Annotated in this window: 9 protein-coding genes; 4 read left to right on the forward strand and 5 right to left on the reverse strand. The window is 64.2% G+C overall.

The window, feature by feature from the left end; all coding sequences use genetic code 11:
• The first annotated feature begins 1 nt into the window (after position 1).
• Positions 2-2,269 carry a selenide, water dikinase SelD gene (gene selD, locus WD767_10020; protein MEX2616422.1) on the forward strand — a complete coding sequence of 756 codons (2,268 nt, stop codon included), beginning with the start codon at positions 2-4 and terminating at the stop codon, positions 2,267-2,269.
• Here selD and senB read toward each other — a convergent pair.
• Entirely contained in the window at positions 2,253-3,242 is a 990-nt protein-coding gene (gene senB, locus WD767_10025) for a selenoneine biosynthesis selenosugar synthase SenB (protein ID MEX2616423.1), read from the reverse strand. The genes selD and senB overlap by 17 nt on opposite strands.
• Between senB and senA the strand changes: the two genes are divergently transcribed.
• The 3 genes from senA to WD767_10040 all read left to right on the forward strand — a co-directional run bounded on the left by senA (position 3,242) and on the right by WD767_10040 (position 7,227).
• Positions 3,242-4,531 (forward strand): selenoneine synthase SenA, encoded by a 1,290-nt coding sequence (gene senA, locus WD767_10030; GenBank protein ID MEX2616424.1) that lies wholly within the window; start codon positions 3,242-3,244, stop codon positions 4,529-4,531. The two genes, senB and senA, sit on opposite strands and share 1 nt — an antisense overlap.
• Entirely contained in the window at positions 4,531-4,857 is a 327-nt protein-coding gene (locus WD767_10035; protein ID MEX2616425.1) for a hypothetical protein, read from the forward strand. Before senA ends, WD767_10035 begins: the two co-directional genes overlap by 1 nt.
• 117 nt (positions 4,858-4,974) lie before the next feature.
• The gene (locus tag WD767_10040; protein ID MEX2616426.1) at positions 4,975-7,227 is read left to right on the forward strand and encodes an adenylate/guanylate cyclase domain-containing protein; all 2,253 of its coding nucleotides are present in this window, start codon (positions 4,975-4,977) and stop codon (positions 7,225-7,227) included.
• 9 nt (positions 7,228-7,236) lie between these two features.
• Here WD767_10040 and WD767_10045 read toward each other — a convergent pair whose 3' ends face one another.
• The 4 genes from WD767_10045 to WD767_10060 form a co-directional block, all read right to left on the reverse strand.
• A complete protein-coding gene (locus WD767_10045; protein MEX2616427.1) occupies positions 7,237-8,886 on the reverse strand; it encodes a M48 family metalloprotease in 1,650 nt (549 codons plus the stop codon).
• On the reverse strand, positions 8,883-9,254 hold the full coding sequence (locus WD767_10050) for a hypothetical protein (GenBank protein ID MEX2616428.1): 372 nt from the start codon (positions 9,252-9,254) through the stop codon (positions 8,883-8,885). The genes WD767_10045 and WD767_10050 overlap by 4 nt, the downstream gene beginning before the upstream one ends.
• Before the next feature lie 283 nt (positions 9,255-9,537).
• Positions 9,538-12,348 carry a right-handed parallel beta-helix repeat-containing protein gene (locus tag WD767_10055; GenBank protein MEX2616429.1) on the reverse strand — a complete coding sequence of 937 codons (2,811 nt, stop codon included), beginning with the start codon at positions 12,346-12,348 and terminating at the stop codon, positions 9,538-9,540.
• A gap of 288 nt (positions 12,349-12,636) precedes the next feature.
• The gene (locus WD767_10060) at positions 12,637-14,325 is read right to left on the reverse strand and encodes a thiamine pyrophosphate-requiring protein (protein ID MEX2616430.1); all 1,689 of its coding nucleotides are present in this window, start codon (positions 14,323-14,325) and stop codon (positions 12,637-12,639) included.
• Positions 14,326-14,346: the final 21 nt, after the last annotated feature.

Below are 14,346 nucleotides of genomic sequence, written 5' to 3' on the forward strand. Positions count from 1 at the left end.
CATGATGGATTCCGGCACACCGATCGTCAAAGACCTCGTCCTGATCGGCGGCGGGCACAGCCATGTTACCGTCCTCCGCAGGTTCGGCATGAAGCCGATGCCCGGCGTGCGGCTGACGGTCATCTGCCGCGATGTCCACACGCCCTATTCCGGCATGCTGCCCGGCATGATCGCCGGCCATTACGGCTATGACGACGCGCATATCGACCTGGGGCCGCTGTCGCAATTCGCCCATGCGCGCTTCTATCACAGTGACGTCACCGGCATCGATACGGTCAACAAACGCGTGCTGTGCGACAATCGCCCGCCTGTCCCCTATGACCTGCTGAGCGTCAATATCGGCTCCGCACCGGCGACTCACCTGGTGTCCGGCGCGACCGAAAACGCCGTACCGGTGAAACCCATCGCCCGCTTCTTCGCCCATTGGGAGGCCATGCGCGACCGCATGCTGGAACGGACCGAACCGGCGAAGATCGGCGTGGTCGGCGGGGGCGCGGGCGGAGTCGAGTTGCTGCTGTCGGTCCAGTACCGGCTGAAAGCCATGCTGGCGGCGCAGGGCCGCAAGGCCGACCATCTCAGCTTCCACCTGTTCACCGACCAGGATGCGGTGCTGCATACCCATAATGAAAAGGTCAGCGGTATCTTTGCCCGCGTCCTGGCCGAACGGGGCGTTGCGGTCCATACGGGACACGCGGTCTCGAACGTCGAGCCCGGCAGGCTGCATTGCGACAACGGCGCCGGCTTCGATCTCGATGAAATCCTCTGGGTAACCTCCGCCGGGGCTGCGCCCTGGTTGAAGGAATCGGGCCTGGATGTGGACGAACACGGCTTTGTCGCGGTCAATGACTGCCTGCAGTCGACCTCGCACCCCGATATTTTCGCCGCCGGCGATATCGCCGCCGTGCTGAATCACCCGCGGCCGAAATCGGGCGTCTTCGCGGTGCGGCAGGGGCCGCCGCTCGCGGAGAACCTGCGTCGGCGCCTGCAAGGCCGCGGGCTCAAGCCCTTCACGCCACAAAAGAACTTCCTCGGCCTGATCAGTACCGGCGACAGATACGCCGTCGCCTCGCGCGGCGAATGGGCCCGCGAGGGCCGGCTGCTGTGGCGCTGGAAGGACTGGATCGATCGGCGCTTCATGCGCAAGTTCAACGAACTCCCGGAAATGAAAACCGCCGAAAAGGTGAATATCGCCAGCGGCGTCGCCGATGCGGCGACAATAAAGGAGATTTCCGCCATCGCCATGCGCTGCGGCGGTTGCGGCGCGAAGGTCGGGGCGACCGTGCTGACCCGCGCGCTGAGCATGCTGGAACCGGTCGACCGGCCGGAAGTGCTGATCGGCCTGCATGCGCCGGACGATGCGGCGGTGGTCGATGTCGGCGCGGAAAAGGTCGTCGTCCATACGGTCGATTCCTTCCGCGCGATGATCGACGACCCCTATACCTTCGGCCAGATTTCCGCCAATCACAGCCTGGGCGATATCTTCGCGATGGGCGGGGACCCGACAACGGCGCTGGCCATCGCCACCCTGCCCTATGGCATCGAAGCCAAGGTCGAGGACGACCTGACCCAGATGATGAGCGGCGCCATGAAGGTGCTGAAGGACGCCAATTGCGCGCTGGTCGGCGGCCATACCAGCGAAGGGGCGGAACTGTCGCTCGGCTTTGCGGTGAACGGGCTGGTGGAGCGCGACCGGATCATGCGCAAGGGCGGCATGCAGGTCGGCGACCGGCTGATCGTCACCAAACCCATCGGCACCGGCACGCTGTTCGCCGCCGATATGCGGCTGAAGGCGAAAGGCCGCTGGATCGCCGGCGCGCTGGAATCGATGCTGAAATCGAACCGGGCCGGGGCGGAATGCCTGTTCCGGCACGGCGCCACCGCCTGCACCGACGTGACCGGCTTTGGCCTGCTCGGCCACCTGGTGGAGATGACCAAACCCTCCGGCGTCGATGTCGAACTGAACCTGAACGCCATTCCGATGATGGACGGGGCGCTGGACACGGTAAAAGCCGGGATCGTCAGTTCGCTGCAGCCGCAGAATGTACGCCTGCGCCGCGCCATAAAGGATCTCGACAGGGTCGGCAGGGACCCGCGCTACCCGCTGCTGTTCGATCCGCAAACGGCGGGCGGGCTGCTGGCCAGCGTTCCGGCGGACCGGGCCGAAGCCTGCGTCGAAGAGCTGAAAAGACTGGGCTACGAGCGCACCGCGATTATCGGCACGATCAGGCCGGAAGGTGACGCGCTGGAGCCGGTTACGCTGATCCTGTGACGTGCGCGATCACATCGCGCCAGCCGGCCGCCTCGACTTCCGGCGTATAACGCGGCGCCAGTACGCCGCATCGCCGCGTCAGGTCTGCAAGGAATTCCGGTTCCGTTTCAGCCCGGACCAGCAATGCCCGCAGCGCATCCGTATCCTCGCATTTGTAGTAACCCGGATAATCTTCCCCCAGCATGCCGATATTGCCGGAGATATCGGACGCCAGCACCGGCACGCCCGCCACGATGGATTCGGATACCACATTGGCGCCGCCCTCCATCACCGAACTCATCACCATCGCATGGGTCCGGACATATTCGCGGCGTACGCGCCAGCCCGGCACCTCGCCCCGCCAGATATAGCGCCGGTTGCGCGCCATTTCGGCCCGCGCCATCCGCGCCCATTCCTCGGTGTGCGCCTTGCCCAGGTGGATCACACGCAACCGCGATTCGGGCGGCAGGTCCCGAGCCGCATAGGCCGCGCGCAGCGAATCCTTCTCCGACCGCAGATGGCCGACAACACAGATGTCGAAGCTTCGTTTCGAGGGCGCGCGTGGTTGCGGCAGGGGCGGCGCGGATTGCGGGATCGCGGTCAGCTTCGCGCCGAATTGCGCCGGGATATCCTGTCCCACCCGGTCATGCAGGCAGACCAGCCAGTCCGCCATTTCCATCGATGCCAGCGTTTCGGCCGGATGGCTGTACTGGAAAGCGTAAATATCGGTACCGGTGAGCGCGAGAACGATGGGTCGTTCAGGATACGCCGCGCGGAAGGCCCTGATCGAGGCGGCGCTGCGCCAGGCATGGAGGGCCACCATCAGGTCCGCGCCCTCGCCGTCATAGGTTTCGGCAACGTGCACGTCGTGGCCGAGCCCGCGCAGGATCCGCGCCCAGCGGTTCGCGGTGGCGCGATTACCGGATTTGGAGTGCCGCGCCGCCGGGGTTATAAGAACGATCCGGCGGCAATGATTTTCGTGCAGGCGTCCCAATGACCCACCCCGTTACGACCACCCGATTGCAGGAACACATGCGCGACGCACGGTCACGCACCATCGAGCTCCTGCAAGGGCTCTGCGATGAACAGTTTATCGGCCCCCTCCTGCCCACGGTCAACCCGCTGCAATGGGAAATCGGCCATGTCGCCTGGTTTCACGAATACTTCATCCTGCGCCGCAAGTACGGCCATGCGCCGCTGCTGGCGCGCGGCGACGCGCTGTACGATTCCATCGCCATCGCCCATGAAACCCGCTGGGACCTGCCGCTTTATTCGATGGCCGAAACCCTGGACTACATGGAGAGGGTGCAGGACGCCCTGCTGGACCGGCTCGGCGGCGGCATGGCGAGCGAGCAGGACAGCTACCTGTACCAGTTCACCACCTTCCACGAGGATATGCATACCGAGGCCTATACCTGGTCGCGCCAGGCGCTGGCCTACCCGACGCCGGTCTTCGCCAATGCGGAAACGCTGGCGGAAGACGATGCCGCGGGTCCCCTGCCGGGCGATGCGGCGATTCCCGGCGGTACGCTGATGCTGGGGAATCCGCCGGACGCGCCTTTCGTGTTCGACAACGAGAAATGGGCCCATCCGGTGACGGTCGCCCCGTTCCGCATGGCCCGCGCGCCGGTCACCAATGCGGAATTCGCCGGATTCGTCGACGCGGGCGGGTATGACCGACAGGAATTCTGGGACGCGGACGGCTGGCGGTGGCGGCAGCAGGAAAACGCGACGCACCCGGTCTACTGGGTGCCGGATGGGCCCGGGAAATGGGGCGTTCGCTGCTTCGACCGGATCATCCCCCTGCCGCCGCACCAGCCGGTCATCCATGTCTGCTGGCACGAGGCGCAGGCCTGGTGCCGCTGGGCCAACCGCCGGTTGCCGACCGAAGCCGAATGGGAATTCGCCGCGACGGCGGGATCGGACGGCAAGCGCGCCTACCCCTGGGGCGACGATGCGCCGGATATCGACCGCGCCAACCTGGACGGGCGCGCGCTGGGCTGCGTCGATGTCGGCGCGCGGGCGGCGGGCGACAGCCTGCACGGGATCCGCCAGATGATCGGCAATGTGTGGGAATGGACCGGCACCACCTTCGGCCCTTTCCCCGGCTTCGCGCCGGACGATTACCGGGAATATTCCGAACCGCTGTTCGGCGACACGAAGGTGCTGCGCGGCGGCGCCTGGACGACGCGCGGCCGGATGATCGATTCGACCTATCGCAACTATTTCGGCCCGGACCGCCGCGATGTCTTCGCCGGGTTCCGGACCTGCGCGGTGGCGTGATGCAGGACACTCCCAATCCGCCCGCAAGAATCGGCCTGATCCGCCTCTGGCGCGGTGAATTGCCGCTGTTCACCGCGTTCTGGACCTGGGCCGTGCTCGGCGGGCTGCTCGTCAATATCCTGTCCAGCGCCGCGTTTCTTGTGCTGGTCTCGAACGACCAGCCGGTCCTGGCGGTCATTGCCGGTTATGCGCCGTCGCTGCCCTACAATCTCGCCGTCACGGTCGGCGTCTGGCGCGCCGCCGCGCATTATCCCGGCGAGCGTCACTGGGCGGAACTCGCGCGGATCGCCGTTGTCGTCGGCATGATCCTGCTCAGCGTGACCTGACCGGCGCGGACCGAGTTTGATTCGGGCCGGGCAAGCGATACACTTCGGCAGGACGCATCGCGCCGCAAGTCAACGGCGTGGTCCCGATGGATGAACTTCGAAGAAGCCGCGCGCCGCATGCGACCAGCACGTCCGATTTCGCGTTTCCTCAAACCATTCCGCCTGAAAGCGGCGCGGCTGGCCATCGTCGCGGCGCTGGTCACCATCGGCGCCGGCCTGTCCTGGTTCGAGCCGCAGTTCATCCTGCTGTCGCGCGAGTGGGTCTGGGACGAAATGGTGCGCGCCAAGCCGCGCGCCTGGGACCCGGACCTGAAGGTCCGTATCGTCAATATCGACGAGGAAAGCCTGGCCGCGCACGGCCAGTGGCCCTGGCCGCGGGCGCGCATGGCGCGGCTGGTGGATTCGCTGCACGCCTATGGCGCCCGGGCCATCGCCTTCGACGTGATTTTCGCGGAACCCGACCGGACGTCGCTGGCCAACGTCTTCGACGGATTGCGCCGCGACGTGCCGGGATACACGCCGCCGCTCGATCCGGAAGCCATTGCCGCGCAGCCGGACAACGATACGATCCTCGCCACCGCTGTCGGCAGGATTCCAACGGTCATGGCGCTCAGCGTCGAGGAAACTGAATCGCCGAACGGGTCGCGGGCGCTGGCCAATCTGCCGCGCGTCAATTTCGAACGGCGCAAGGACCAGCGCTACCTGTCGTATTTTCCAGGCGCCATTTCCGCCCTGCCCATCCTGCAGGAACAGGCCGCGTCGAACGCGTCCATCGACCCCCGTGTCGATGCGGACGGCATCACCCGGCGGGCGGCGCTGCTGTACAAGGTCGGCAAGCGTACCGTGCCGTCGCTGGCGGCGGCGCTGGTCCTCGCGGCAAAAGGCGGCGGCATCACCGCCCTGACCCGCCAGCCGGGTTTGCGGGCCGTCGCGATAGGCGACACCGAAATTCCGACGGACCGGTACGGCCAGATGCGACTGTACGACATCGGCTCGAAACCGGGCCGCTATGTTTCCGCGGCGGATGTCCTGTCGCGCAGCCTGCCCGATGAGGCCCTGAAAGATGCCATTGCCATTATCGGCACGGGCGCCGAGGGATTGCACGACCTGCGCCTGACCCCGCTGGACCAGTGGGTTCCGGGCATGGAAACCCATGCGCAGTTCACCGAACAGATTCTGTCCCGGGACTTTCTGGAGCGGCCGGACTGGGGACGCGAGGCGGAGTTCGCCGTAACCCTGGCGGTCGGTCTGCTGCTCCTGCTGGCCGTAGGGCTGGGCCGGACATGGCCGCCGCCCTGGATCATTGCCGTTGTCGCTTCCGGCGCGCTTGGCCTGTTCGCCTGGTTCGCATTCGCCGGGCACCGGATGCTGTTCGACCCCGTCCTGCCGGCCGCGACCCTGCTGAGCGCCGCGGCGCTGGACCGGTTCCTGCTGGTCCTGGAGCTGCGGCGCGAACGCAGCGCCGTCCGCAGCGCCTTCGGCCATTACGTCGCCCCGGCCATCGTCGAACTGCTGGCGGAGAACCCGGACCGACTGACCCTGGGCGGCGAACGGCGCAATATGACCTTCCTGTTCTGCGACATCCGCGGCTTTACCGCGATATCGGAACGTTTCGGGCAAAATCCGGAAGGGCTGACACAGCTGATCAACCGGTTCCTGACGCCGATGAGCAACGAGATTTTGAACCGGGGCGGCACAATCGACAAGTATATGGGCGACTGCATCATGGCGTTCTGGAACGCGCCGCTGGACGATCCCGTGCATGCCGCCCATGCCTGCCAGTCAGCACTGGCCATGCAGGACGCCCTGAAGGCATTGAACGAGCGGCTGTCCAATACCGCGGCGGAGAACGAGGCCCCTATCACGATCAGGGCCGGGGTCGGGCTCAATACGGGAAACTGCATCGTCGGCAATATGGGCTCGGAGCAGCGTTTCGATTATTCGGTGCTGGGCGATGCGGTGAACCTGTCATCGCGCCTGGAGGGGCAGTCGAAGACCTATGGCGTGGATATCCTGATCGGCGAGGACACCCGCGCCGCCGCGCCGGAATTCGCGGCGCTGGAACTGGACATGATTGCCGTGAAGGGTCGGGCCGCGGCGGTTCATGTCCATGCCCTGCTGGGCGACAGGACGCTGCGCGAGGACGACGATTTCCGGAACCTGGAGACGGCGCAAGCCGCGCTGCTGGCGGCGTATCGTGCGCAGCAGTGGACCGCCGCGCGGCAGCACGCAAGCAAATGCCGGGATCTGGCGCGCGCTGAATGGCGCCTCGACACGCTGTACGACCTGTATGAGGAACGGATAGCCGCGTACGAGATATCGCCGCCAGGCACGGACTGGACAGGTGTCTACGTTGCGGAATCCAAATAGCGTTACGCGCTAATCCGGACTGGGGTTATCGGTGCTCAGGGGGTCAAAACTCGAAGAGGACCCCGCCGCACCGCCGGAAATAATCCCGCCGAAAAAGCCGCGCACGCCCGTTGCACCGCCACCGGATTGACCGGAACCCGTTTCGGGTTCCAGCCCCGCCGCGGTTTCACAAACCTTGATATGCGCCCGCGACCCGCCGTTCCGGCAGCGTTCCATATAATAATTGACCTTTTCCGAATTATTCGCTGACCGGTATACCTTGATGGCGTAGGGCGCGATCCCGAGCGGACGGCCGAACTTCCGGTCGGCGCTTTCAACCGTTTCCGTCGCCTTACCGGCATTGCCTGTCGCCAGTTGCATGTCCGCATAGCTGCGATAGACATGCCATGGCGCGTTGCCGGCGCCCATCGCGAGTTCCAGGTTCTCCAGCGCCTTGTCATGCGCGCCCTGCTTGAGCCGGACCTCCGAATAGGCCAGGCGCGGATAGGCGTCATTTGAAAACGCGCCGGCAACGCCCTTCCGCGCATCCTCCGCCGCGGCATTCAGATCGCCGCCGGTAAAGACCGCCCGCCGCGCGGACGCCGCCGCCCGGTACTGCGCGAACATCTGCCCGCTTTCACCGGCGTTCATCCGCGTTTCCCATGGCTCGGCGGCAAAGGCGCGACGCCGGTGCTGGCTGTGAAACTGCTTGATATAGGCCAGCACGTCCGCCTTGCGTTCGGCGGCGGGGCGATGGGTCTTCTTGTCCGCGCCGGACACCAGCGCCGAGGTCAGCCCCGCGACCGCGCCGACAATCGATGTCGTATCGTTCGGGTTAGTGGTTGTCACCGCATCCATCAGCGAGCCGGTAACGCGCTGCTGGTACAGCCTGTCGCGTTCCGCGTCGACCGCCGCCGCGTTTGCTTCCTGCGCCTGGATGATGTCCATCACCGACGCCATGGCGCGCGGGTTGTACCCGGCCGCGACCAGCAGGTCCGTGCCCAGCAGGTCGGCTTCGTCTTCCTGGGCCACGGTCCAGGCCGGGGCTATCATGCTTTCGCTGACATTGTACAGCGCGTCGCCGACCGAGAGCGTCGCATCGACGCTTTTCTTCAAGTTCGGATCGACAAGGCCCAGCAGCATGCCGCCCGATGCATTCGCCGCCTCCAGCCCCTTGAGGAAACCATCCTGCGATTCGACCATGCTGTCGCTGGAATGATGGTCCATCAGGATATGCGACAGTTCATGCGCCAGAAGCGCCGCGACTTCGTCCTCGTTCTTCAGGTTCCGCAGGAAGCCCAGCGCGATCAGGATTCCGCCATCGGCCAGCGCCACGGCCTGCGCGGCGTCATGCGGCGTCACATAGACCGTGACCTGGCAGGCGGGATAGGGCGAATGCCGCAGCAGCTTCGCGGCGATGCCCTGGAGGTAGGCGGAAATTTCCTTTTCCGCGACGACGCCAAGCCCCTGCTCGACCGACGCATTCAGGTAGCTGGTCTGCCCGTTGCCGCCGCAACCGGGGCGACTGGCGGTAAGCCGGTCAAGATAGGTTGCATCCTGCGCCGGCTTCTGGTCGCCGCCCAGCGCCCCTTTCAGGTTGTCGAAAAAACCCTGTGCCGCGGCGCCCTGGCCAAAACCCAGGCATAGCGCCAATACAGCAGCGGTCTGCTTCAGTATCATTGACATCCCTCCCCCGCGCCGCGTTTACCGTGCGCGACAATGCTTCCCGCCATCTTCGGATCGCATGAGGTATCCACGCGTCGCTCCACGCTGGACCGCACGTCGTCGGTGATGACCCAGTATTCCGCGCCTTTGTGCGGTATCTTGAACATGCCGTTATCGGACACGGCCAGGATGGCGGCCGGAAATGCCAGTTCATCCGCCGTCAGGACCAGTGCCGGCTTGTCGTCAGTACTCGATTTATACAGTTCCAGCTCGTCGACCTCGGCCGACAGGCCAAGGACCATGCCATCGGCCGCAACGGCCCGGATGACGAACAGGGTGATCGCGACACCGTAAAACAGGGACCGAAGCAGTCTGCGGGGCAATGGCGTAACTCCCTCAAAACATGGACAAGTCACGTTGAAGACGTCGGTCCCGATTATAGGGAGATTCCGTTTCCGTTGCAAAAGGCGTTACGTTTCAATTTCACGATTCCGTCATCATCATCGCCCGCTATCAGATCAGATCGTGTTTGACTGGAATCGCCTCTGGCGATCCAATCAAACACGTGAATCTGATGTGTCTTGTTGAAGACAAAGCACCTTCACAGGATTAAAGGGAACCGGTCGAGGTTCCGTTTAATCCTGATATGCCATCAGTGATATGTCCTCAGGCCGATTCGGCAACGGCATTCGCAAAAGCGGCATCGCGGGGGCTACCGGTGTCGTAGGCGGAATAACCGTCGCCACCGGGTACTTCATGCGCTTCGGTGTCCGCTGTCGTCGAGGCAACAGGGGAGGCTTCAGCACTGGCCGTATTGACCGTGCTTCCGGTTGAGGCGGACGACAGGTCCGATGCGGCCATATCCACAGTCCCTTCCGAGGTGACGCCGAACTGACCAGCGACGTGCAGATCGGCGCTCGTGGCGACCTGGTTACTCGTGACCACAACATCGTCGTAATGGGCGCCTCTATTGCCCCAGGAGTACAGCGCGACCGTTCCGCCCGCCAGGGACCCGCCCGTCACGGGGCCGCCGAACACGTCCTCGCCATTGCGCGACACCGTGATCCCGTCGCCGGATACGGATACCGACAGCTGCGTCTCCTCGCCGACGACAAATCCCGGACCGGCGGTCGTCGCCAGCGTCGTTTCAACCCCGTCCTTCACCTGGAACAGCGTGCTGAAGGAACGCTCATGGTCGAAATCGACCTTGTAATAGTTGTCCGTGTCCTGGAAATAAAACGCCAGTCCGATGCCGTCATTATCCGTCGAACGCATCGTCGTCTCGACGGTATAATCCTGCCAGGACTGGGCCGATGCATCGTTCCAGACCAGCATCGTGCCCTCGCGGCCGGTTCCCCTCGGAAGTTGTATGTTGTGGATGTTCGATTTCTGCACCGCCTCCTGGTCGATCACCGACCAGGATGACGGCCCCCGCACATCGCCCTGATCCATGACCGTCCAGCCCGCCAGGTTCCCGTCGTCGAACGTTTCCGACAGCAGTTCGCCCCCACTTCCCGGCGGCGGAGTAGGCTCACTCACCGGCGGCGGCGCAGGCTCACTCACCGGCGGCGGAGCCTCACTCACCGGCGGCAAGTCATTGAGCGACGTGACCACAACATCGTCGTAATGGGCGCCTCTATTGCCCCAGGAGTACAGCGCGACCGTTCCGCCCGCCAGGGACCCGCCCGTCACGGGGCCGCCGAACACGTCCTCGCCATTGCGCGACACCGTGATCCCGTCGCCGGATACGGATACCGACAGCTGCGTCTCCTCGCCGACGACAAATCCCGGACCGGCGGTCGTCGCCAGCGTCGTTTCAACCCCGTCCTTCACCTGGAACAGCGTGCTGAAGGAACGCTCATGGTCGAAATCGACCTTGTAATAGTTGTCCGTGTCCTGGAAATAAAACGCCAGTCCGATGCCGTCATTATCCGTCGAACGCATCGTCGTCTCGACGGTATAATCCTGCCAGGACTGGGCCGATGCATCGTTCCAGACCAGCATCGTGCCCTCGCGGCCGGTTCCCCTCGGAAGTTGTATGTTGTGGATGTTCGATTTCTGCACCGCCTCCTGGTCGATCACCGACCAGGATGACGGCCCCCGCACATCGCCCTGATCCATGACCGTCCAGCCCGCCAGGTTCCCGTCGTCGAACGTTTCCGACAGCAGTTCGCCCCCACTCACCGGCGGCGGCGCAGGCTCACTCACCGGTGGCGGCGGAGCAGTACCGTCGAATATGAAGTCCTCTGGATGGAGTTCCGCTACAAGGATATTTGCCAGCGACAGCCGGTCACCATTGGCGAAGGCAATGGTTGTATCCGTACCGTCATCCGAGGTTACGTCGAGCAGTGACGAAAAACTCGCGACGTCGGAGCGCGCCGACAGGTCGAAACGGTCTTCGGTTCCGGCACCGGCAATAAAGCCGTAAACGGTATCGTGACCGTTATCCGCGCCGATGACGAACGTGTCGTTGCCTGCGCCGCCGACCAGAATGTCGTTACCGCCGCCACCGGAGATCGTATCGTCGCCAGCGCGTCCGTCGATCAGTTCATCCGCTGCCGTGCCGGTCAGGATATTGGCGCCCGAATCGCCGGTGATTTCGGCCTCCAGCATCTGGTTGCCGAACTGCGTCGCATTGCCGATGACCGCATTGTCGAAGCGGACCAGGATATTATCAGTGACGAAGGCTTCGTGATCCGTCGCATTGCGGACACCGTTGACGACCTTGCCCGGATCAAAATTGTTGATCAGGATGTTGTCCTCGACGGTAATCGACCCCGGATGCTTCAGCGAAGCAGTGCCGTAGTTTATTGCGACGCGGTTCCCCGCTGTCTCGCTGTAGACCAGTGTGTTACCGGTGATGACTCCCTCGCCCGCATTGGGCAGGTTGATCAGGTAACTCGCCGTTCCCCCGGTATCGTCGAAGGTGGAATTGGCCACTGTCGTGCTGAAGGCGCGGCTCTGGATATGGGTAACGTCGCGGGCTTCCGTGAAGGTACTGTCGGTTACCGTCAGCGATTCGACGCGGCCGATATACAGGTGATGGGTGGAGTTGGTCCCATTGCCGTTCCGGTCGAACGTGGAATTTTCGATGGCGATTTGGCTGGTCGAATTCGAGGCGGACAGGATGCCGTTCTCGTTGTTGTGAAAATAACTGTCGCGCACCGTCAGATCGCCCGACTGCTGGCGGATTCCCGCACCGTTGCGATCTGCGACCGCCGCGCCCGAAAACTCCAGGTTCTCAATGACCGTGTCCGCGTTTGTTACCAGGATCGCCTTGCCGTTGCTGATCTCGGTGGATGCGGTCAGATGCGCCATGCCGCCGACGCCAATGATGCTGAGCGGATGATTGATCGTCGCAAAGTCGTTCGCATAGACGCCCGCGCGGATGAAGATCGTATCGCCATCCTGACTGGCCCCGACCGCACCACTCAGCGTGGAAAACGATTCTCCCGGGCCGACCCATAGTTCTGCCATGAAATTTCCCCCTTCTTATTGACAGTGCGACAGGTACCCGCATAGCCCTGCCTGTCCCCGGCGGGTACGGTGTCGCGCAGAAGGGAAAGACCCTCGGTAGAATTTATGGCGTAAATGTGGTGATTTTAGGTGCTAAGTATGTTTATGTCCCGCGCAGATCGTGGTTTACGGACATCGCCTGTGGCGATCCAGCAGCCATGCGAATGTGATGTGCTGCCGGCAATGATCGATGCGCCGTTTGCCGCGCCGCCTTATCCGGGCCCTTCCTCTCACCGGAATACTGACAGGTCAGTAGCTGGAAATCGAGATTTCCTTGCTGGTGATGAATTCGAGCAACGCCGGCCGGCCGGCCTCGGTCTCGGCGATGCCTCGCCTGATCGCGGGGACGATCTCTTCCGGCGTCGTCACCCGTTCGCCATAGCCGCCGAAGGCGCGGGCCATGGCGGCGTAGTCGCCGGAAATGTCGGTGGATCGGTACTTGTCCGTCGAATCCTTCATGATCGGCAGTTCGATCGCCATGGAGAAATTGTTCAGCAGGATCGACAGGATCGGGATGCGCTCGCGCACCGCCGTCTCGAAATCCATGCCTGTAAAGCCGATGGCGGCGTCGCCCCAGACGTTGATGCACAGCCTGTCCGGCTTCGCCAGCTTCGCCCCCATGGCGAGGCCGAGCCCGTAGCCGAGCTGGGTCGTCTTGCCCCAGCCGATATAGGACAGCGGGGTGACCGATTCCCAGAAGGGCGACAGCTGGTCGCGCGGCGAACCCGCGTCATGGGTGATGATCGTGTTCGGCCGGTCGACCGTGTTGGCGAGATCCCACAGCACCCGGTAGGGCGACAGCGGCGCCTCGTCCGAGGTCAGCTTCGGCATCCATTCCGCGAGCCAGCCCTCCTTGATCGACGCGATCTCCGCCGCGACGGGGCCCGCATCGCGCGCCGTGCCGCCCAGCTTCTCCTTCAGCGCCGGCAGCAGCGCGTCCAGCACCAGCCCCGCATCGCCGACCAGCGCATGTTTCGACACCACGTCCTTGTCCAGGTCGGCGGGGTCCAGGGTCGAATGTACGATGGTCTTGCCCTTCGGCATGTCGACGCCGAAATTGGTCTGGGTGAAGCTGCAGCCGATGCCGAAGATCACGTCCGCCTTGTCGAGGAAGACGCGAAGCTGCTTTGAGATCGCCCGTCCGCCGGAACCCAGCGAAAGCGGGTGGTTTTCGGGAAAGGCGCTCTTGCCCCCCAGGCTGGAGGTCACGGGCGCGCCCAGCAGTTCGGCCAGCGCCTTCAACTGGTCCCAGGCTTCCGCGTAATGCACCCCCTGCCCGGCATAGATGACGAGGTTCCTGGCACTGGCCAGCACGTCGGCCACCTCCGCCACAGCGGCGGGATCCGGCCCGACCCTGGTGCGGTGCACCGGCGTGTAGTCCAGTTCGCCCTGGAATTCCTCGGCGAATACGTCGCCCGGCATCTCCACCAGCGCCGGGCCGGGCCGGCCGTTGCGGATCTGGGTGAAGGCGCGGCGCATCACGTCGGGGATCGACTGCGCGTTGATGATCGGCTCCGACGACTTGGTGACATGCTTGAAATTGAGCACCGAATTGAAGTTCGGCGACACATGCGCCAGCTTGCGAGCATAGCCCTGGGGGATGACCAGCACCGGGGCCGACTCGCCCCAGGCCTGCGCCACGCCGCCAAAGGCGTTTTCCGCCCCCGGGCCGTGCTGCATGGCGAAGACGCCCACCTTGCGCCCGCTGGACAGCCGCGCCAGCGCGTCGGCCATGTGCAGCCCGATACGTTCCTGGCGCACGATGACGGGGCGGATATCGGCCCGCGCCGCGAAGTCGATGATATGGTTGACCGGATAGGCGAACAGGATTTCGACCCCTTCGCGTTTCAGGATTTCGGCAATGACTTCTCCGGCTTTCATGCTCTGTCCCTCCCAGGCTGGCGCATTCGCGCATGTCTCTGGCGCGGTGGCGCATATCTATGGTGGCGGAATGCTACG

Source organism: Alphaproteobacteria bacterium (genome assembly GCA_040905865.1).
Lineage (GTDB): Bacteria > Pseudomonadota > Alphaproteobacteria > UBA8366.

What these genes read in the sequence shown, in the direction of transcription:
- WD767_10035 (MEX2616425.1), top strand. Translation starts at nt 4,531, where the DNA reads ATGCAGGACACTCCCAATCCGCCCGCAAGAATCGGCCTGATCCGCCTC.
- selD (MEX2616422.1), top strand. Translation starts at nt 2, where the DNA reads ATGATGGATTCCGGCACACCGATCGTCAAAGACCTCGTCCTGATCGGC.
- senA (MEX2616424.1), top strand. Translation starts at nt 3,242, where the DNA reads ATGACCCACCCCGTTACGACCACCCGATTGCAGGAACACATGCGCGAC.
- WD767_10040 (MEX2616426.1), top strand. Translation starts at nt 4,975, where the DNA reads ATGCGACCAGCACGTCCGATTTCGCGTTTCCTCAAACCATTCCGCCTG.
- WD767_10045 (MEX2616427.1), bottom strand. Translation starts at nt 8,886, where the DNA reads ATGATACTGAAGCAGACCGCTGCTGTATTGGCGCTATGCCTGGGTTTT.
- WD767_10055 (MEX2616429.1), bottom strand. Translation starts at nt 12,348, where the DNA reads ATGGCAGAACTATGGGTCGGCCCGGGAGAATCGTTTTCCACGCTGAGT.